This window comes from Bacillus sp. LB7 (assembly GCF_030449715.1).
GTDB classification, from domain to species: domain Bacteria; phylum Bacillota; class Bacilli; order Bacillales; family Bacillaceae; genus Bacillus; species Bacillus paralicheniformis.
Genome location: NZ_JASGCA010000001.1, coordinates 310,067 through 330,121 on the forward strand (window position 1 = coordinate 310,067; position 20,055 = coordinate 330,121).

21 protein-coding genes are annotated in these 20,055 nt (G+C 46.5%); 16 read left to right on the top strand and 5 right to left on the bottom strand.

The features are described from left to right. Positions 1-72 precede the first annotated feature (72 nt). The 8 genes from dinG to QMZ64_RS01590 all read left to right on the top strand — a co-directional run bounded on the left by dinG (position 73) and on the right by QMZ64_RS01590 (position 8,268). Positions 73-2,865: an ATP-dependent DNA helicase DinG gene (gene dinG / locus QMZ64_RS01555; RefSeq protein ID WP_265626608.1), complete on the top strand. Its 2,793-nt coding sequence runs from the start codon at positions 73-75 to the stop codon at positions 2,863-2,865. A gap of 138 nt (positions 2,866-3,003) precedes the next feature. Further along, entirely contained in the window at positions 3,004-3,174 is a 171-nt protein-coding gene (locus QMZ64_RS01560; RefSeq protein WP_003182913.1) for a YpmA family protein, read from the top strand. Positions 3,175-3,183: 9 nt separating this feature from the next. After that, positions 3,184-3,669, top strand: a complete 486-nt coding sequence (tseB, locus tag QMZ64_RS01565; RefSeq protein ID WP_020451926.1) for a cell wall elongation/penicillin-binding protein regulator TseB — start codon at positions 3,184-3,186, stop codon at positions 3,667-3,669. 21 nt (positions 3,670-3,690) lie between these two features. Further along, positions 3,691-4,875 (top strand): pyridoxal phosphate-dependent aminotransferase, encoded by a 1,185-nt coding sequence (locus QMZ64_RS01570; RefSeq protein WP_243941033.1) that lies wholly within the window; start codon positions 3,691-3,693, stop codon positions 4,873-4,875. 148 nt (positions 4,876-5,023) lie between these two features. Then, positions 5,024-6,316, top strand: coding sequence for an asparagine--tRNA ligase (asnS, locus tag QMZ64_RS01575; RefSeq protein WP_165427387.1), 1,293 nt, complete (start codon positions 5,024-5,026; stop codon positions 6,314-6,316). A gap of 74 nt (positions 6,317-6,390) precedes the next feature. Continuing rightward, on the top strand, positions 6,391-7,089 hold the full coding sequence (locus tag QMZ64_RS01580) for a DnaD domain-containing protein (protein ID WP_243941031.1): 699 nt from the start codon (positions 6,391-6,393) through the stop codon (positions 7,087-7,089). 16 nt (positions 7,090-7,105) lie between these two features. Then, a complete protein-coding gene (gene nth, locus QMZ64_RS01585) occupies positions 7,106-7,768 on the top strand; it encodes an endonuclease III (protein WP_265626614.1) in 663 nt (220 codons plus the stop codon). Beyond that, the gene (locus QMZ64_RS01590; protein WP_409365383.1) at positions 7,765-8,268 is read left to right on the top strand and encodes a YpoC family protein; all 504 of its coding nucleotides are present in this window, start codon (positions 7,765-7,767) and stop codon (positions 8,266-8,268) included. Before nth ends, QMZ64_RS01590 begins: the two co-directional genes overlap by 4 nt. A 20-nt stretch (positions 8,269-8,288) precedes the next feature. Here QMZ64_RS01590 and QMZ64_RS01595 read toward each other — a convergent pair whose 3' ends face one another. Together QMZ64_RS01595 and recU are read right to left on the bottom strand one after the other, a co-directional pair. After that, positions 8,289-10,958 (bottom strand): PBP1A family penicillin-binding protein, encoded by a 2,670-nt coding sequence (locus tag QMZ64_RS01595; RefSeq protein ID WP_265626615.1) that lies wholly within the window; start codon positions 10,956-10,958, stop codon positions 8,289-8,291. Positions 10,959-11,016: 58 nt separating this feature from the next. After that, a complete protein-coding gene (gene recU, locus QMZ64_RS01600; RefSeq protein ID WP_003182896.1) occupies positions 11,017-11,613 on the bottom strand; it encodes a Holliday junction resolvase RecU in 597 nt (198 codons plus the stop codon). Positions 11,614-11,667: 54 nt separating this feature from the next. Between recU and QMZ64_RS01605 the strand changes: the two genes are divergently transcribed. Further along, positions 11,668-12,627 (top strand): DUF2515 domain-containing protein, encoded by a 960-nt coding sequence (locus QMZ64_RS01605; protein WP_409365384.1) that lies wholly within the window; start codon positions 11,668-11,670, stop codon positions 12,625-12,627. 31 nt (positions 12,628-12,658) lie between these two features. Here QMZ64_RS01605 and sspM read toward each other — a convergent pair whose 3' ends face one another. Continuing rightward, on the bottom strand, positions 12,659-12,763 hold the full coding sequence (gene sspM, locus QMZ64_RS01610; protein ID WP_025811234.1) for an acid-soluble spore protein SspM: 105 nt from the start codon (positions 12,761-12,763) through the stop codon (positions 12,659-12,661). Between the two features lie 199 nt (positions 12,764-12,962). Between sspM and QMZ64_RS01615 the strand changes: the two genes are divergently transcribed. Both QMZ64_RS01615 and QMZ64_RS01620 read left to right on the top strand, forming a co-directional pair. Beyond that, positions 12,963-13,190 carry a YppD family protein gene (locus QMZ64_RS01615; protein WP_165427381.1) on the top strand — a complete coding sequence of 76 codons (228 nt, stop codon included), beginning with the start codon at positions 12,963-12,965 and terminating at the stop codon, positions 13,188-13,190. A gap of 57 nt (positions 13,191-13,247) precedes the next feature. Next, positions 13,248-13,619, top strand: coding sequence for a YppE family protein (locus tag QMZ64_RS01620; protein WP_322784715.1), 372 nt, complete (start codon positions 13,248-13,250; stop codon positions 13,617-13,619). Positions 13,620-13,854: 235 nt separating this feature from the next. On the opposite strand, the gene QMZ64_RS01625 is transcribed toward QMZ64_RS01620, so the two are convergent. Continuing rightward, complete coding sequence (locus QMZ64_RS01625; protein ID WP_011198064.1) at positions 13,855-14,055, bottom strand: YppF family protein; 201 nt, start codon at positions 14,053-14,055, stop codon at positions 13,855-13,857. 178 nt (positions 14,056-14,233) lie between these two features. Between QMZ64_RS01625 and QMZ64_RS01630 the strand changes: the two genes are divergently transcribed. Next, the gene (locus QMZ64_RS01630; RefSeq protein WP_301441095.1) at positions 14,234-14,680 is read left to right on the top strand and encodes a YppG family protein; all 447 of its coding nucleotides are present in this window, start codon (positions 14,234-14,236) and stop codon (positions 14,678-14,680) included. 18 nt (positions 14,681-14,698) lie between these two features. Here QMZ64_RS01630 and QMZ64_RS01635 read toward each other — a convergent pair whose 3' ends face one another. Beyond that, a complete protein-coding gene (locus QMZ64_RS01635) occupies positions 14,699-15,118 on the bottom strand; it encodes an Hsp20/alpha crystallin family protein (RefSeq protein ID WP_301441096.1) in 420 nt (139 codons plus the stop codon). A 175-nt stretch (positions 15,119-15,293) separates the two neighbouring features. Between QMZ64_RS01635 and QMZ64_RS01640 the strand changes: the two genes are divergently transcribed. The 4 genes from QMZ64_RS01640 to QMZ64_RS01655 all read left to right on the top strand — a co-directional run bounded on the left by QMZ64_RS01640 (position 15,294) and on the right by QMZ64_RS01655 (position 20,006). Next, positions 15,294-15,800, top strand: a complete 507-nt coding sequence (locus QMZ64_RS01640) for a PTS sugar transporter subunit IIA (protein WP_243941017.1) — start codon at positions 15,294-15,296, stop codon at positions 15,798-15,800. Positions 15,801-15,932: 132 nt separating this feature from the next. Further along, complete coding sequence (locus tag QMZ64_RS01645; RefSeq protein WP_265627796.1) at positions 15,933-18,176, top strand: DEAD/DEAH box helicase; 2,244 nt, start codon at positions 15,933-15,935, stop codon at positions 18,174-18,176. Positions 18,177-18,181: 5 nt separating this feature from the next. Further along, positions 18,182-19,495, top strand: a complete 1,314-nt coding sequence (locus tag QMZ64_RS01650) for a ribonuclease H-like domain-containing protein (protein ID WP_265626625.1) — start codon at positions 18,182-18,184, stop codon at positions 19,493-19,495. A 241-nt stretch (positions 19,496-19,736) separates the two neighbouring features. Continuing rightward, positions 19,737-20,006 carry a CotD family spore coat protein gene (locus QMZ64_RS01655; RefSeq protein WP_020451911.1) on the top strand — a complete coding sequence of 90 codons (270 nt, stop codon included), beginning with the start codon at positions 19,737-19,739 and terminating at the stop codon, positions 20,004-20,006. Positions 20,007-20,055 lie beyond the last annotated feature (49 nt).

A 20,055-nucleotide genomic window follows, 5' to 3' on the forward strand; every position in this document is an offset into this window, starting at 1 on the left:
GCTTTTCCCCCCGCACCTTTCTAAAACGTGTTACACTTTTGTCGAAGGTATCGAAATTGAGGTGTCCATTGAATGAACAATCAACGATATGTGGTCATTGATGTGGAAACGACAGGTAATTCGCCGAAAAAAGGCGACAGAATCATTCAAATTGCAGCGGTTGTGATTGAAAATGGACAAATGACCGAACGTTTCTCCAAATATGTGAATCCTAATCAGCCGATTCCCGCTTTTATCGAGCAGCTTACGGGAATTTCAAATGAAATGGTTGAAAATGAAGAACCATTTTCGGCGATTGCCGAAGATATTTTTGAGCTGCTTCAAGACAGCTGTTTTATCGCTCATAACATTCATTTTGATCTTGCTTTTGTAAAGCATGAGCTGCAGCAGGCCGGTTTTGGCGAGCTTGAATGCAGCGTTCTCGATACGGTGGAGCTTTCGAGAATCGTTTTTCCGGGTTTTGACGGCTATAAATTGACTGAACTGAGCGAAGAGCTTCAGATTCGCCATGAAAACCCGCACAGGGCTGACAGCGATGCAGAAGTGACCGCTTTGATCTTTTTACATATGATGGACAGACTGAAAAGGCTGCCGATTCCTGTTTTGAAATCGATCAGACGTCTATCCTGGCATTTGATCAGCGACGCGCAGGAGCTTTTTGATGGCTTGATCGCTGAAAAAAGCGCCGATGCTGAGCTTGAGGCAGGCTTTATGAAGGTCGGTTCCTTTGTGATCAGGACCCCTGAAGACGAGGATGAAGAGGCCGGTCATAAGAGCCGGATCTCGCAGACAGAGCCGCTTATTTGGGAAAAAGACGGCGGGCTTTCTTCATTGGACGACCGGTTTGACAAGAGAGAAGGACAGACGGAAATGATGCGGGAGGTCTGGACCGCTTTTCAAAATCATGAGCATGCTCTGATCGAAGCCGCCACTGGAATCGGAAAAACGCTCGGATATCTCGTGCCGGCTGCAATCCATGCCAAGCAAACAGGCAAGCCGGTCGTGATCAGTACATATACGACATTGCTTCAGCAGCAGATGATCAACCGCGATATCCCGCTTTTGGAAAAGATTTTTCCTTTTCCGGTCAAAGCCGCGGTTTTAAAGGGTCGCTCCCATTATTTATCGATTCGCAAGTTCAAGCATATTTTACAGGAAGATGATGACAATTATGATAGCGTCCTTGCTAAAGCGCAAATTCTCGTCTGGCTGACAGATACAGAAACGGGCGATTTATCAGAAATTAATCTTCCGTCAGGCGGAAAGCTTCTCTGGGACAGACTGGCATATGATTCGCATTCATATGCAGAAAACAGCAGCATAAGGAAATTGTGTTTTTATGAGAGAGCCAAAGCGCGGGCGCAGAAGGCTGATATGATCATTACCAATCATGCGCTTCTGTTGACTGACGAAGCGAATCAGCGAATTCATACCGGTGATGCCGATACGTTTGTTATAGATGAAGCCCATCACTTTGAACGCGCGGCGGGTGAGCAGTATGGAGCAAGAGCAGACTATGTCTTTCTCCATAAAAGGTTGATGCGGCTCGGCACCCTCAAGCAAAGGGGGATTTTAAAAAAAGCCGAACGCCTCTACCGGTCCGCAGGCATTTCATCAGAATCTTTTTTCCAAATAGACGAATGGCTCGCTCAGCTTCTTGAAGAAAGCGATCTGTTCTTTACGGCTGTTCATTCTTTTGTCAAGCGGAGGAAACCAAGAAACGATCTAAACCGTCTCTTATATAAGATCGGCGAAACCGATGAAAGCAGGGCGTGGAACAGGCTTGAAGAAGGCGCGAGAAGACTGTGTTCCTTGCTGTATGACATGCACCGGCTGTTTACGGATCAAAAGAAAAGCCTCGCTGAAAAACAGGCTTCTTTCACCAGCCGCCAGGCGTTTTTGTTAGACGAATACGATTCATGCATGAACGACCTTGAAGAATATCGAAAGACGCTGGCCCGCTTGATGTTTGACCCTGTCGAAGATGAGGTCGTCTGGATTGAAATTGACGCGAAGGGCGCAAAAAACGCCGCGGCCATTTACGCTCAGCCGCTTGATACAAGAGAAATTCTGGCCGACCGGTTTTTCACCGAGAAAAAAAGCGTTGTGCTCACATCGGGAACGCTTGTCGTCGAGAATTCATTTGACTATATGATCAAAAAGCTCGGTTTAAGCGATTTCTATCCGAGGACCTTGCAAATCGAGGCGCCTTTTTCTTATGATAAGCATATGAACATCATGATTCCGACGGATGTGAGCCCGATTCAAAACGATCCTGAAGACTATATTCAGGATGTCTCACGTTATGTCAAGGCGCTTGCAAAGCAGAAAAACGCCAAAGTGCTCGTCCTGTTTACGTCACATGATATGCTGCGAGACGTCTACCATGCAATAAAACATGAGGAAGACTTTCCTTGTCAGCTCCTTGCGCAGGGGATTTCCGGCGGAAGCCCCGTCAAGGTCATGAAATTGTTTAGATCGTATCCCCATGCGGTTCTCCTCGGAACGAACCATTTTTGGGAGGGCGTTGACTTTCCGGGTGACGAGCTGACGACGCTTGTCATCGCAAGGCTGCCGTTCAGGCCGCCTGACCACCCTGTTGAATCAGCCAAGTGCGACCGGGCGAAGAGAAGGGGAGAAAGCCCGTTTCAAGCGGTATCTCTGCCGGAAGCTGTCCTGGCATTCAGGCAGGGGATCGGCAGGCTGCTCCGCTCGGAGAAAGACAGCGGAACGGTCGTGATTCTCGACCGCCGCATCCGCACCTCTTCCTACGGCACGGTGTTTATGAAGGCTCTCCCCCCTGCAAAAGTCATGGAGCCTACATTCCTTGAGCTTGAAGCCTACATAGCCGGGAAAAACGGCTAAAAGCCGCATAAAGCGGCTCTTAAATGGTGTGGATTAAGGTTTTATATTTAAACGGTTATCCCGTTGTAACAACTAGTATGGCTTTAGGCACAAAGAGTATGAATTACAATTATTGTTTCGTTCGGAGGGATTTGAAAAATGGAAAACAAAATCGAAATTCTATCTACCGTAAGCGTCGAGCATTCAGAAGACCTGTATAAAATCGTCGACCTTTTGAACCGCACGCTCAAACGCGATGATCTCATGTTCGGCCTCGCTCTCGATGAAGAAGATCAAAAACAGGCCATTTTTACGATTTATCGTACTTAGGAGCAGAAAATGGGCAAAAAAACATTAATTTTCATACTGATATTTGGTATTATCTTTTTAACAGCACTTCTTGCGGGAGCGAATGTCTACCGTACGGCAATGGATCAGAAAGAAAGCGGCCACGAGCAGGCTGCCGAAACAGCCAAGCAGGAAGCAGGCTTAAAACAAGTTGACAGCGTGGAGACGTTTGTCGGCAAAGAAAAGCAGTACATTGTCACAGGGACGGACAAAAAAGGCGGCAAAATGTATGTTTGGGTGCCTGCTGACAAAAAGCAGAAAACGATTTACAAAAAAGCGGCAGACGGCATTACCGGCCGCCAGGCTTCAAAAGCGGTTCAGGATGAAGGTCTTGTGTCTGAGCTTAAAGAGGTGCACCTTGCAAGGGAAGGCAATGTTCTATTGTGGGAAGTTACATACTTAAATAAAGATGGGCAGTACAGTTTAAGCTATGTGGACTTTATAAACGGAAAAATTCACAAAAATATTACGCCTTAGACGAAACAGGGGGAAATCAAGTTGAATCTAGCTAAAAGAGTATCAGCGTTAACACCATCTGCAACATTGGCAATCACTGCAAAAGCAAAAGATTTAAAAGCGGCAGGGCACGATGTCATCGGTCTTGGGGCGGGTGAACCGGATTTTAATACGCCTGAGCACATCATTGAGGCGGCTGTCCGTTCGATGAATGAAGGACATACCAAATACACGCCTTCCGGAGGTCTTGCGGCACTGAAAGACAGCATCCGCGAAAAATTCAAGCGCGATCAGGGAATCGAGTACCGCCAATCTGAAGTTATCGTCTGCACAGGTGCAAAGCATGCTCTTTACACCCTATTTCAAGTGCTCCTCGACGAGGGGGACGAAGTGATTATTCCGACTCCGTACTGGGTCAGCTATCCTGAACAAGTCAAGCTTGCAGGCGGCAAACCGGTATTTGTGGAAGGCCTTGAGGAAAACAGCTTCAAAATTTCTCCGGAGCAGCTTGAAAAAGCCGTCACGGAAAAAACGAAGGCTGTGATCATCAATTCCCCAAGCAATCCGACAGGCATGATGTATACGGAAGAAGAGCTTAAAGCGCTCGGTGAAGTATGCCTTCGCCGCGACATTTTAATCGTATCTGATGAAATATATGAAAAGCTGATATACGGCGGAAAAAAACATGTATCCATTGCACAGCTTTCTCCAGAACTTAAAAACCAAACCGTGATCATCAACGGGGTTTCCAAGTCACACAGCATGACCGGCTGGAGAATCGGGTATGCGGCAGGCAGCGAACCGATCATTAAAGCGATGACGAACCTTGCCAGCCACAGCACGTCAAATCCGACATCTGTCGCACAATACGGAGCCATTGCCGCTTACAATGGACCAAACGAGCCTGTTGAAGAGATGAGAAAAGCTTTTGAAGACCGGCTGAACAAGGTGTATGAACTGCTTGTTGACATTCCGGGATTGACATGCCTGAAGCCTGAAGGGGCCTTCTACTTGTTCCCAAATGCAAAAAAAGCGGCAGAATCGTGCGGCTTTTCAAGCGTTGATGAATTCGCCGAAGCGCTTTTGGAAGAAGAAAAAGTTGCGATTGTTCCCGGTTCAGGGTTCGGCGCACCGGACAACATCCGTCTGTCGTATGCGACATCCCTGTCACTTTTGGAAGAAGCGGTCACACGGATTCGCCGCTTTGTCGTGAATCGCAGCCGCTAGAAGCAGAAAGCGTCCGCAGCTGGACGCTTTTTGCATGCACGCAAGCTGCATTGACCTGAACGATTCAAAAAAGGTATAATATACGTTATGGACGTCAGAAAGAATGAGGGCTTGACCGAATTCTTTCGTGTTTTGGAGGGAAACGATAGTGAAAACAACAATAAACCAAGTGTACAAGCATGTTGGTGAAGAAGTAACAATCGGCGCTTGGATCGCCAACAAACGCTCAAGCGGCAAAATTGCGTTTTTGCAGCTAAGAGACGGGACAGGCTTTATCCAAGGAGTCGTCGTCAAAGCGGAAGTGGATGAAGAAACATTTCAAGCCGCTAAATCTGTCACACAGGAAACATCGCTATATGTAAAAGGCGTCGTCAAAGAAGACGAGCGTTCGCCACTCGGCTACGAGCTTGCTGTCACATCGCTTGAAGTCATCCATGAAGCGACAGATTATCCGATTACACCAAAAGAACACGGAACAGAATTTTTGATGGATCACAGACATTTGTGGCTCCGTTCAAAACGGCAGCACGCAACGATGAAAATCCGCAATGAAATCATTCGCGCTACATACGAATTTTTCAATAAGGAAGGCTTTGTTAAAGTCGATCCTCCAATTTTGACGGGAAGCGCACCTGAAGGAACGACAGAGCTTTTTGCGACAAAGTATTTTGACGAAGATGCCTACCTTTCGCAAAGCGGCCAGCTTTACATGGAAGCTGCTGCAATGGCTTTAGGAAAAGTCTTTTCATTCGGGCCGACTTTCAGAGCCGAGAAATCAAAAACGAAGCGCCATCTGATCGAATTCTGGATGATCGAACCGGAAATGGCGTTTGTCGAATTCAATGAAAACCTTGAAGTTCAAGAGAACTATGTCTCTTTTGTCGTCCAAAGCGTGCTTGAAAACTGCAAAATCGAACTGAATACGCTCGGCAGAGACACTTCAAAACTGGAGCTTATCAAAGCGCCTTTCCCAAGAATCACATATGATGAAGCGCTTCAGTTCTTAAAAGAGAAAGGCTTTGACGATATTGAATGGGGCGATGATTTCGGCGCTCCTCACGAAACGGCGATTGCCGAAAGCTATGACAAGCCGGTATTTATTACACACTATCCGACATCATTAAAGCCGTTTTATATGCAGCCTGCCCCTGACAGGGAAGATGTCGTACTGTGCGCTGACTTGATTGCGCCTGAAGGCTACGGTGAGATTATCGGCGGATCTGAACGGATCCATGATCTTGAGCTTCTCGAAGCACGCCTGAAAGAGCACGGTTTAGAATCGGATGCTTATCAATGGTATGCAGAGCTGAGAAAATACGGATCAGTTCCGCATTCAGGATTCGGACTCGGACTAGAACGGACGGTTGCCTGGATCTGCGGCTCTCCGCACGTCCGCGAAACGATTCCGTTCCCAAGACTATTAAATCGCTTATATCCTTAAGAAAAAAGTCTCCTGATTGCAGGAGACTTTTTCACAGTCATCCATGATATACTGGAAGGTAAGAGGTGTATCGAATGAAAAAACAGCACTTTATTAAGATGCAGGAGATGGGATCTGTCACCATTCCGAATCTGCTTTTTTTGAACTATCGGGAGCTTGGCTTAAACGAGACAGAATTCATGCTGCTCTTAAACATTAAAATGCATGTTGAGAGAGGTTCATTTTTTCCGACCCCGGAGGAATTAAGCAAGACGATGTCGATTGAAACCGAACAATGTATGAACATGCTGAGAATGTTCATTCAAAAAGGCTTCATCTATATAGAAGAATGCGAAGACCAGAACGGCATTAAGTTTGAAAAGTATTCGCTTGAACCTCTCTGGGGCAAGCTGTTTGAGCATCTTGAAATGGCCGAGCAGAAGCAACTTGCTGAACAGAATGAAGGCGAACAGAAGAGCCTTTATACGGTCTTTGAAGAGGAATTTGCGCGGCCGCTGTCTCCGCTGGAATGCGAGACGCTCAGCATCTGGCTTGACCAGGATCATCACGATGCACAGCTGATCAAACAAGCTCTCAAAGAAGCCGTCATATCAGGAAAACTAAATTTCCGATACATTGACCGGATTTTGTTTGAGTGGAAGAAAAACGGCGTTTCAACCGTCGAACAAGCCGCAAACTACAGCCAAAGATTCAGGCGGAAGACCGCTCCGCGGCAAAATGAGCAAAAGGAGTATACAAGACAAGTTCCTTTTTACAATTGGCTTGAACAATAAAGTGAAAGGTGAAGACATGCTGACAAAAAAACAGATCGAGTTTTGTTTAGAAACAATCGGTGAAATGTTTCCGGATGCTGAATGCGAATTAGTCCATGACAATCCGTTTGAACTTGTCATCGCCGTCGCTTTATCGGCCCAGTGCACAGACGCGCTTGTCAATAAAGTGACGAAAACGCTTTTCAAAAAATATAAAAAGCCTGAAGACTATCTTGCCGTTTCGCTTGAAGAGCTGCAGCAAGATATCAAATCGATCGGCTTATACCGGAACAAAGCCAAAAATATTCAAAAGCTCTGCAAAATGCTGCTGGAAGAATACAGCGGTGAAGTGCCGAAAGACCGGGATGAGCTGGTGAAACTTCCGGGCGTCGGGAGAAAAACCGCCAATGTCGTCGTTTCCGTTGCATTCGGTGTTCCTGCCATTGCAGTCGACACCCATGTGGAAAGGGTCTCAAAAAGACTCGGCATTTGCAGATGGAAGGATTCGGTCGCGGAAGTCGAAAAGACGCTGATGAAAAAAGTGCCTGAATCAGAGTGGTCTGTTACTCATCACCGCCTGATCTTTTTCGGACGCTATCACTGTAAGGCGCAAAGGCCGAAATGTGAAGAATGCCCGTTGTTTTCTCTGTGCAGGGAAGGACAAAAACGATATAAAAAAGGGCTGGTGAAGTTGCCGTGACAAGCGTTTCACTGTTGGACGAATACGAAAAAACGCTGCGGAAGAGAAGACCGGAATCCGGCGAAAGGCTTGACGTTCTTTCGGAAAATCCGCTCTGCTATGATTTTTTTCAGGACATAGAAGAAGACAAGCCGTGGGAGCATGCGGAAGAATGGGTCCCGCTTCTGTTTGCGGCTTGGGAGCGTACAAAAGAAAAGCTTCTGCCCGTCTTTAAAACGAGAAAGTCAAGGTGCAGCCAGGATGATATGCTAAACGGGGTGTGCTGCTTGATCGCAAGCTTCCACTGGACGATGGGGGAGCCTGTCAAAAGTCTCAACTGGGAGATCATCACCCGTAAGGATTTTGGAGCCAAGCCGATGAACTGGACGGAACGCCTCGAGTTTATCCTCCAGAAACCAACGCAGTACCATTGTTTTATTCAGCTTGATGAATTGTTTACGGAAATGAAAAAGCAATTTTATAAATATGTTGCCATCAATCATAAAAAAGCCACTCACTAAACTGTGAGTGGCTTTTTAGATTAATGGTTGCCGGTTGATTGACCGTTGGAATTTGTTTGTTGATCATCTGTGTTGCTGTCTTGATCCGGTTTTTTGTCTTTGTCTTTATTCTGATCTTTGTTTTGATCATCGGCGTCATCATCTTTTCTGCCGTCTGTATTTCCCGGATTTTGATTGTTTTGATCCGTATTGCCTGAATTTTGATCATCCGGCTGATTTGAGTTGCCGTTATTTTGTTTGTCTTTGTCCTGATCATCATCAGCATCCTGCTTCTTCTCGTCATCCTCGTCTTTCTTTTCATCGTCCGCTTTTGACTCATCATCTTCAGCAGCGTTGACTTTAAGCGTCACAGAAGCAGGGTCGCTTTCGCCATCTTCAGTAACGGCCGTGACTTGGAATCTGTAGACGGATCCTTCTTTTGCATTCGGTATGACGGCTTCTTTCGCGCTGCTGCTTTGAACTTCGCTGTATCCGCCTCCGTCGATAGATTGTTTGACTTTAAAGGATACATCACCGTCTCCGGAATATGACCATGAAAGCTTGATGCTCTTTGATGCTTCATCATATTCTGCGCTCAACCCTGTCGGCTTGTCGGCATCTTCTTTTTCCTCAAATTTTTTCGAAACAGTCGTCGGCTGTGTGCCTTTTACAAAGTACTCAGTGACTTTTTTATCGCTAGGCGTGTTGCTGCTGGCGAGCACCGGCGGATTCGAGCCTTTTAGAACGGTCGCTTCAACGACGCTGTCAGGCTTTTCAAATGAGCCGCTGCCGTTGTCCACCTTGGCAATCAGTTTTTTGAACAGGAGCTTGGCGACTTGCTGTTCGTTTGCGCTCAGCGAATTATGGCCGGATTTTCCGGTCCAAACGGCAGCTGTGTATTGCGGTGTATAGCCGACAAACCATGAATCTCTTGCTCCATTTGGATTTATGCCATACTTTTTGATATCGGCTTCATCAAAGTTGGTTGTACCTGTTTTACCAGCTACAGTAACATTAGGAACTTGCGCGGCTCTACCTGTTCCCGTCTGAACGGCTGTTTGCAGCATATCCGTCATCATGAATGCCGTGTAGTCGCTCATGGCAGCCTTTGATTCAGGCGTCAAATCCAGCTTTGTGCCGTCATTGAATTCCACCGCTGTGACGGTGTGCGGCTCATTGTAGTAGCCGTTGTTGCCGAACGCGCTGTACGCTCCGGCCATTTGCAATGTCGATACACCGTTTCCGAATCCGCCGATCGCATAGGATTCGTGTAACTCATCCTTATCAATCGAAAGGCCAAGGCCTTTTGCAAAATTTAACACGTTATCTTTACCGGCAGCCTGAAACGCTTTTAAAGCAGGGATGTTTCTTGAATCGGCGAGCGCCTCTCTCATTGACATCCAGCGTTTGTAATTCCGGTCATAGTTATGAATTTCCTGTCCGGTAGAATATTTGTACGGCTCATCTTTAATCTGTTCATATGTCGACCATTTTTTGTTCTCAATAACAGGTCCGTAGTCAAGAATTGGTTTGATCGTTGAACCCGGCTGGCGTTTTTCATCAACTGCATAATTCCAGTCGCCCGCATTTCGATTTCGCCCGCCACCGATCGCGCGGATTTCTCCGGTTTTTGTATCAAGCAAGGTGAGGCCGGCCTGCATTTTTTCGGTATACTGGATCGAATCGCCGTCCATCAGCTCATCCACATAATCCTGGGCGTCTGTATCAATTGTCGTGTAAATCTTTAGTCCGTCTGTTCCCGGAGTGACGTTAGCTTTTTCTTTCACTTCAGCGACGACCTGCTCGACAAACGCGCTGTATTTGTTGGACGTTGTTTTTGCGTACTCCTTCGGAGAGACAAGGCCTTTTGTGACGGCTACTTTTTTCGCTTTGTTGTATTCTGCGTCAGAGATAAAGCCGTGTTTGTTCATCAGGCTCAGCACGACGTTGCGCCGTTTCTCGGCTTTTTCCGGATGTTTGATCGGGTTGTAGTTATTCGGGCTTTGCGGCATGCCGGCAAGCGTTGCGGCCTGCTCGACCGTCAAGTCGTTTAGATCTGTAACCCCGTAGAACTGCTCAGCCGCTTTTCCGACACCGTAGGCCTGCGGCGAGAAGTAAATCCGGTTTAAATACATTTCAAGAATCTCGTCTTTTGAATATTTTCTTTCAAGCTGGAACGACAGCCAGACTTCCTGGACTTTCCGTTTCAGCGTTTTTTCATGTGACAGAAGGGAGTTTTTGACGACCTGCTGTGTGATCGTACTTCCGCCTTCAGAACCGAATCCGCCTTCGAAGTTTGCCAGAAGCGCTCCTCCGATCCGGATCGGGTCGACGCCGTGGTGGTCATAGAAACGCGCGTCTTCCGTTGCAAGAAATGCGTTTTTGACGGAATCAGGTATGTCTTTAATCGACACGTATGTCCGTTTTTCCGAACCAATTTCGGCGATTTCTTTTCCGTTTTTGTCATAGATTGTGGAAGAGTACGGTGTTTTCAGTTTTGCTTCATCAAGGGACGGCGAGTCCGCTACCATCACGGCAAAAGTGACGCCCCCGGCAATCAAGCCGATAACACCGATGATTAAAATGGATAAAAGAATTTTTTTAAACAATCCTGCTTTTTTCTTTTTCTTGGGTTTAGAATGAGTATTAGACCTGCTTTTGCCCTGCTGGGCTTTTCGCCGTTCCTGGCGGCTGTTAAATTGATCTGACATAACATCTCAACCTTTCGTTAGTTAAACCTTTCCGCTCACATGACTTTAAAATCATAATTTATGATGGCGAAAAATACAACTGATCAATAATCTTAATATAATCAATTCTTGGCGAGTATCCAAGTGAAATGGGGTGAGCGGCTTCCTGAAGCTCGTCTTTTCGGATCGATTTTCTGCCGTTTTGTTTTTTGCGCTCCCAGAAATAAAATAATTTTTCTGCTTCCAAAAAATAAATTTCTTCAAAAGCGGATATGATAACAAAACAAATGCCGTCTTGCGCCACAACCTGCTTCATATGCTCGATCTGATGATCGTGGAAATTCTGAAGCGGAAAGGAGGTCCGGCTCTTCGTTTCTTTCGCTTCAAAATCGATGTAGCGGCCTTTATAAACCCCATTATAATCAGTAGTTGACGACTGCTTGAAATATGCTTCCTTGATCACCGCAGCGCTTCGCTTCGGATAATCGACCTGAACAATCTGTACAGGTGTCGGTTTTTTATGGATGACCGCAATCGAATGAGATTGATAATACATATTCGTTTCATTCAGGTCATCTTCGAGGGTCATGCCGCGATTGGAATACGACGGCTTCTTTTGCAAGGATGAGGCAGCTGTTTTCGGCTGATACGATTTGCCGTTCGGGTAACGAATCACTTTCTTCATCCTCCTTTTACAAAAAAATCTGGATACTAACGGAAGTGGCTGATCTTGCACAACACTTTTTCCGCGGCGGAGCTGACGAGCCGCATTCAAGAGCTGACCGCAAAACTGAACAAGGACAATATCTCACGGACAAATGCCTACAAACGCTACTTTGACCGCCATCCTGAAATCAAGTGGTCGCTTTTGGCTTCATTTGTTTCCAGGAATGCCGGCTGGTCAATGACCGATTTAAAAGGGCGTTTATTCGAGCTCGGACTTACGGCTTTTCAGCAGAAATGGCTGTTTTTAACGTATGAGAGAGCGAACTGGCTGATTTTTTCGGACGCCTATCCGCAGCTCCTGTTATACCATTGGTCCAAGCAGCTTGGCCAGCCGCTGTTTCATTTGCTCTCCTCATTTGGCGTGTCTTCATTTATGAAAACGGAATGGGAGCGGTTCTGGCATGAGCGCGATCAAAAGCGGCTCATGTATGCTCTCATTATAAATGAACAAAACACTATCCAAACTCCTATTATACAAAATCCTTTGTTTAAAAAGAATGTTTTTCAGACGATTCCTTTTCAGCTATGTGAATGGTTTCACTTCAATACGGTCATTTTTCCGACGGTTGAAGGCGTTTTTTACGGCGTGTCTGTCAAACGCTTCACTAGTTTAAAGGAAAGGATCAAGCTCGGCAAGCAATTAAGCGAGCTGCTGTTTTCGCCTGAGCTTTTCCCCGGTTTTTTCCACTTTACATCACGTGTTCCGCATACCGGATCGCGCTTTGATATGGAGCGCTGGGCAGGGGTTAAAATCAGAACTTCGCCGTTTTTGAGAACATGTTATCCCGTTGTTGCCCATTCATTAGACGGATTAAAATGTGATTGGTTTCGCGGAGGAAAGAGAGAGGCGATGTTCAAAGATGAAAAACTGCCGAAAACGATTGAAATCACCGATTGGTATTTCCAAAAAAGAAGGCAGCTGCAGGCATTGTTTTCGCTGGAGCATTGGCTGAATAAGAGGTAAAACAGAAAAAAGCAAGGGTTCTCCTTGCTTTTTAAGTGGACGGGCGGTTAGGTCCGCCTAATTTCTTATCCAGTGTGTCTGTTTGTTTAGCATCAGGTTTTGTTTTCGCAGGTGTTTTCTTTTTGTTGTTTTCCACAGCGGGCACCTCCTTACCTTTTTAGATTTTGCAAAAAAGCGCTGATCATACCATTTTTCGCAAGATCACTTGTCGAAAGCGGCGCGTTTGGCTGGAAAATGAGTTTCTTTGGCGGTTTGCTTCTAGTTTTGTCAGCTGCGGAGGAGAGGGGGCGCATAGGGGAGAATGCATAGAAGGCGATCAAAAAGGAGGGAAGCAAATGAACGGATGTGCAAGCAAAGACTCGGTCCTTCAAATGCTTTTGGAAACGGAATCAGACATGTCGTCTGCTGAGAAGGCTTTGACAGAAGCCGTACGCCGGGCGGAGCATGAAAAGCAGGCTGCATGGAACGAACGGCTCGATCTGATTGAAAAAGAACTGGCAGAGCTCTTGGCTTGTTTAAACAGCACGTTAATGGGAGTGGAGCCAAGAGGAGAGACGGCATAAGCCGGATTCGTTGTAACGGTCGTCTTCCTTTGGTACGATAAACCCGAGGTGAAAAAATTGGATAGACAATCTCTTCTTGTACAGACACGGGAATTAATCCGCCTTGTAAAAGAAGCGGAAGAACGATACAGTAAGGGAAAAGAGGAAGGGACGGAATACGATTTTTTCGAAGTTGTCAAACCTTCTGTCGAGAGATTCGAACAAACAGTGAAAAACTGGCTGGCAGAAAGCCTGCCTTATATCAAGGCCAGTCGGCCAAAATACATTTACGAAGAACAGCTCAACTCGGTTGAGGAAAATGCAAATGAAATTTTCATGCAGTCCTATTTTTGCAAAATCCATAAAAAACGCTTTAAAGATCTGACGGAATCCGTCCTTTATACGCTGAAAAACGTAGAAGACGATATATTAAAAGAAGACCGGGCCTAATCCCGGTCTCAGCGTGCTGACAAACCCTCGCATTCGTTGTCAGGTCTGCGCGTCGGTGCTCACGAATTTCAACATTCGCTGCGCTCCGATGCTCGACCTTCCTAGACTGCAAGGGTTTTCATTCACGCTGAAAGGATGACAAAATCCCAAAACTAAGAGCAGTTTTGGGATTTTGTCAACAATCTGAGAAAGACCGGGCCTAATCCCGGTCTTCTTTTTTAATAGGGCTGTTTGTTTAGCTGGCGTCCGTATTCATATCATAAGCAGGGTGCTGTGCGCCATTCGCTTCAAGAACTTTCATACTTGTGCGAAATTCGTTTAATGTCAGATGTCCCTGGATATACAAAAACTTGGCGAAATCCATCAGTTTGTTCATGCAGTCTGTCTCATACTGTTTCATCTCGGCAAAACAATTTCTTAAGTATGATACGTTCATATGGTGCATCCCCTCTCCTTTATATTAATAATATCGTACCATAACAATTCGACTTTTTTCTGTTTTTCAAATATTAAAATTTTCGACACTTTTTGACAAACTTGTGACAGAACCTTTGGAACAAGAAATGCCTTTATATCATACACATATAAAAAAGGGCTTTAGGAGGAGAGGAAAGATGGGAGAGAGGAGAACCGCCGTATATCCTTATTCCGGCCCCTGTGCGTATGTTCAAGCCGATCAGCAAAACCATTATGCCTATCATCCCGTTCAGCCGTACTACAGTCAGGAAACCGTCCCGTACGCTCATCCAGTTCAGCGGCCGCAGGCATATCAGCAGCCGATTGAGCAGAATGTGGACCCGTTTTCAGTCCATCATCAGCCTGTTCAGCAGCAAATGCAGCCGCCGCTTCCGCCGTTTCAGGCATTTCCTTATCAGCATCCATATCCCTCGCCGCGGCCGAATCTCCACCAGCCATCACAGTTTCAAAGCTTTCTGTCGCAATTCAAAAAAAAGAACGGGCAGTTTGATTTCAGCAAAATGATGGACACCGCGGGCCAGATGGTGAGCACGGTCAACCAGGTCGGAGCGCTGGCCAAAGGGTTTATGGGATTCTTCAAATAAAAAAAGCATGGATGAAGGTCATTCATGCTTTTTTTGCTCCGGAAATGAGACTGTGAGGATATTTCGGTTCCACGACGTCTTCATTGTTTCTTCGCGGACGGGATATGGGAGCAGAACGGTTCTGGACAGGCTTGTAAATGATGAAGATCCGCCGCTTTCTTGTTTCTCCTTCAAGGCGATATGAAGATACCTTGATTTCGCTTCAATCATGATATCTCCGTTTTGAAACGTTTCAGGAACGGCGATGTCGACGTGAAGCGCCTCATTCTCCTCTCTGATGTTCATAGAAATGGTGGAATTGTGAAGCTGGTCTGATATCAGTTTTTGGAATGAATTTAAAATATCGTGGAAAGGTGAATTGTAAAATAACTGTTCAACCGCTTCTTGAATTTCGTCTTTCTTGCTGAGCGAATGATTGTCGTTTTCCTTGAAATCCATTCTTCATCACCCCGGTTTTTTATTTTCAGCTTATGCAGGGGCTCTTGGTATGGTTATTCATTGATGGGAATTTGAAAGTGTGGTTAAATAGTGGGGAATCCAAAGATTTGATATTTAACCTGTTCCTCTTTTAATAGCCATCATAAAGAGGCGTTTTGAAAGGAGCCCAACTGTATTGCTGAAAAAATTATTCGGTATTGGTCAGAAACAAAATGATGTGAAAGAAGAAACCGTTTTTTCACCGGTTGACGGACAAGTTTTGGAACTTTCAAAAGTCCCTGACCCCGTTTTCTCCCAAAAGATGATGGGTGACGGAATGGCTGTCGAGCCTTCCGCTGGCGAGATCGTATCACCTGTCGACGGGGAAGTGATCCAGCTGTTCCACACAAAACATGCCATCGGCATCCGTTCACTGTCCGGCGTGGAACTCTTGATTCATATCGGTCTTGAAACCGTAGCGATGGAAGGCGAAGGTTTCACAGCCCATGTCAAAGAAGGAGACAAAGTAAAAGTCGGCGATCCTTTGATAACGTGCGATTTGGAACTGATCAAGGAAAAAGCGAGCAGCACCATTACGCCGATCGTCATTATGAACGGCGATGTGTTGGAGCGCGTCACAAAACATGAAGAGGCAAAGGCGAAAAAAAGCGAGACAAAGCTCATGGAGCTTAAAGTTAAGTAACAGCAAAAAAGCAGAGAGCGATTCTCTGCTTTTTCATTTTCTCAGGAAATCACCTCTTTCAGAACGAACGGACATTCGCTAAAATAGAAGGGAGAGGTGACAGCGTTGTTTCAAAATCGAAATTTGACAGATATGATTCAGCTTCTGAAAGAAGACCAAGCTTTCAGCAAGCAAATTGTTCATTGGCATACAATTGCGGAAAAAGAAGCGGATTACCGCGATTTTCCTGAAGGTTTAGATAAAAGAATCGTGCATGCTTTACAGCAAAGAGGGATAGAAAAGCTGTATTCCCATCAGGCTGACGCGTTTCTGAACAGCGCCGCCGGCAAAAACGTGACGCTTGTGACGCCGACGGCATCTGGGAAGACGCTTTGCTACAACCTGCCCGTCATTCAGCGGATCACAGAAGACCAAGATGCGCGCAGCTTATATCTTTTTCCGACAAAGGCATTGTCACAGGACCAAAAAAGCGAACTGAATGAATTAATTGATGAAATCGGTGCGTCGATCAACTGTTATACATATGACGGAGATACGTCGCCTTCGATCAGGCAGAAAGTCAGAAAAGCAGGACATATCGTCATTACAAACCCGGATATGCTGCACTCGGCGATCTTGCCCCATCATACAAAATGGGTGTCATTGTTTGAAAATCTGAAATATATCGTCATCGATGAGCTTCACGTATACAGGGGAGTCTTTGGCAGCCATGTAGCCAATGTCATCAGGAGGCTGATGCGGATCGCTGAATTTTATGGAAGCAAGCCGCAGTTTATCTGTACATCCGCGACGATCGCCAATCCATTGGAGCTCGCTGAGACGCTCACAGGGCAGCCGATGCATCTGATTTCAAACAACGGCGCCCCGTCGGGAAGAAAGCACTTTTTATTTTACAACCCGCCGATGGTCAACCGTTCGCTTAACATCAGGAAAAGCGCGACCCTTGAAGTGAGAAAGCTCGCATCCGAATTTCTGAAAAACGGCATTCAGACGATTGTGTTTGCAAGAAGCAGAGTCCGGGTTGAAATTATATTGACATACTTGCAGGAAGTGATGAAGCCGATTGTCGGTCCTCATTCGATTCAGGGGTACAGGGGCGGCTATCTGCCGAACGAGCGGCGCGTCATTGAAAAAGGCCTTCGCAGCGGGGATATTAAAGGTGTTGTCAGCACGAATGCGCTTGAGCTGGGCGTTGACATCGGACAGCTGCAGACATGCATCATGACCGGATATCCGGGAACGATCTCGAGCGCCTGGCAGCAGGCCGGCCGTGCCGGAAGAAGGCACAACGAAGCGCTGATTGTCATGGTGGCAAGTTCCGCCCCGCTCGATCAGTACATCGTACAGAATCCGGACTATTTCTTTAAACAAAATCCCGAGACTGCCGTCATTAATCCGGATAACCTGGTCATTCTTGTCGATCATATCAAATGCGCAGCCTTTGAACTGCCTTTCAAAAGAACGGACACATTCGGCGGTGCCGAAATCGAGGACATTCTTGACTACCTGGCAGAAGAAAGAGTCCTCCACTTAACCGGGAACACGTATCACTGGATGAATGACGCTTTTCCGGCGCACGGCATCAGCTTGAGGTCGGCTTCTCAGGAAAATGTTGTCATTATTGATCAGTCAAAGCGCGAGAAGGCGAAAGTAATCGGGGAAATGGACAGGTTCAGCGCCATGACGCTGCTGCACGATGAAGCCATTTATTTGCATCAAGGCATCCAATACCAGGTGGAAAAGCTTGACTGGGAGGAGAAAAAGGCGTTTGTCCGCGAGGTTCAAGTTGATTACTATACGGATGCCAATCTTGCCGTCCTATTGAGAGTTCTCGAAGTTGACAAGGAGAAAAAGACGGAAACCGCAGCGTTCGGTTTTGGGGATGTGACCGTTCAGGCAAAAGCGACGATTTTTAAGAAAATAAAATTTGAGACGCATGAAAATATCGGTTCAGGACCGATTCATCTGCCTGAAGAGGAACTGCATACCAATGCGGCTTGGGTGCAGGTGAACGATGACGAGCGGCTAAATTGGAATGACATCAAATTGGAAGAGGCTTTGCTTGGAACTGCAAACGTCCTCGGACATGTCGCCGCCTTAAAAGTGATGTGCGATCCGTCTGACCTGCACGTTTTTCCGCAAATTAAAGCCGTTCATAACGAAAAGCCGACGATCTTTTTGTATGATCGCTATCCCGGCGGAGTGGGGCTGTCTCAGAAAGTGTATGAACAAATGCCTGAGATCATCAATGAAGCGCATCGGCTGATTTCAAGATGTCCGTGTGAGTCAGGATGCCCTTCCTGCATAGGAGTGGGCGGCAGCGGCGATCAGACGAAAAACAATGCGCTGCGCCTTTTAAGAGGCTGGAAAGGTTGAGCGGCATGTCTTTAAAACGAAAACTTAACCGCTATAAGCATCACCTGGGAAATCAAGCGAAAGAAGAAAAAACGGATCCTCCGGCAGAAAAGCGGACTTCCATGTCCGTCGGTTTTGAGAAAGAATGGGCCGAACTCGGTGTTAAACCGTATGTGTTTGAGGAATGCTATTGCCTGATCAGGGAAATCGTTTATCCGTTGACACATGTTCATGGCCATTACGCGTTTTCTGAGCTGCATGAGACGGTTCGGCGCTGGAACAACAGCGCCGTTTCCCATTCGCTTTCAAGCAAAGGATATACACCGAGCCAGCTTTTTTTCTTTGACACGGAAACGACCGGTCTCGGAGGAGGAGCCGGCAATGCGATCTTTTTGCTCGGCCATGCACGGGTGTATGACGACCGCGTAGTCGTTAAACAGCATCTGCTGCCAAAGCCGGGGCACGAAGCCGCCCTCTACCACAGCTTCCTGAGTGAAGTCGATATTCAGTCTCTTGTCACCTATAACGGGAAAGCGTTCGACTGGCCCCAGGTGAAAACGAGGCACACGCTGATCCGCGACAGGGTCCCAAAGCTGCCGGATTTCGGCCACTTTGACCTGCTCCACGGATCACGCCGCCTTTGGAAGCATAAATTTGACCGCGTCTCTTTGGGGACGGTGGAAAAGGAAGAGCTGGGCGTTGTAAGAACTGAAGATACGCCGGGCTACCTCGCGCCGATGATGTATTTTCATTTTTTAAAGGAGGAACGTCCGGAAATCATTGAAGGCGTTTTGCACCACAATGAGCTTGACGTGCTTTCTTTAATCTCTCTTTACATCCATTTATCGAAAAAAATCCTCGCCCCGGAGCAGACAGCAGAGGCAAATGAAAAGTATGCGATGGCAAAGTGGCTCCTCGCCAACCGGGAGACAGAGCTTGCGACAGCGCAATTGCAGGAGCTTGAAAAAAAGCCTTTTGAGCAGTCTGAACGCGCATCATTCGATTTATCCATGCAGTACAAAAAACAAGGCATGCTAAAAGAAGCCGCAGCCCTTTGGCTGAAGCTCCAAAATGGAGAATATGGAAAAACCGCCTGGCGCGCAGGCATCGAACTCGCCAAATACCTTGAACATCAAAAGCGTGATATCCGGGCCGCTCTCGAAGTAACGGATAACCTGCTCAAGCAGCACAGTTCACAAAAGTTTGAACTGACCGAAAAAGAAATGGCCGGCCTCTTGAAACGGCGCAAGCGGCTGGAGAGGAAATACGGACGAAATATTCCCCGGGCAAGCGCAGAAAACGACGATCTTCGAAAGCCAAACATTTCAAGCATGTTATGAATTGTAGAAACCGATCGCTTCTTGTAAAATAGCGTTAGAATGGTGTGAAGGGAGCGTCGATATGTATAAGGGGCTGTTTTATCTGTTTTTTGTCGTCGTACTGTTTATCGTATTGATCATGACGAATTTCAAGGAAAGCTTTATGGCTTACTTTTAAAATAGGTTTTTATATTAGTACATGTTTACCCCTTGCTTCATAATTTAATAGTGTATATAGAAGCTTAAAGAAAGGGGAATTTTCATGCACTGTAAACCGCATGTAATGGCGCCGATTGTTCATCCTACTCAATGCTGCTACAACCATACGCAAAGCAAAACCGTCGTACCGCACATTCACCCGCAGCACACAACGAATGTCAACCATCAGCATTTTCAGCATGTTCATTACTTCCCGCAAACTCAATCAGCTGTCAACCAGGCATCACACCAGCACTTCGTGAGCCCTGGCGCAGGAATGATGCCCGGGCCTGGAGCGATGCCGGGACCTGGAATGGGTATGGGCCCTTACTAAAAAGGATTTTCGGAAGTTTTGTCAGGATGAACGAGCGCCGGATTGAACG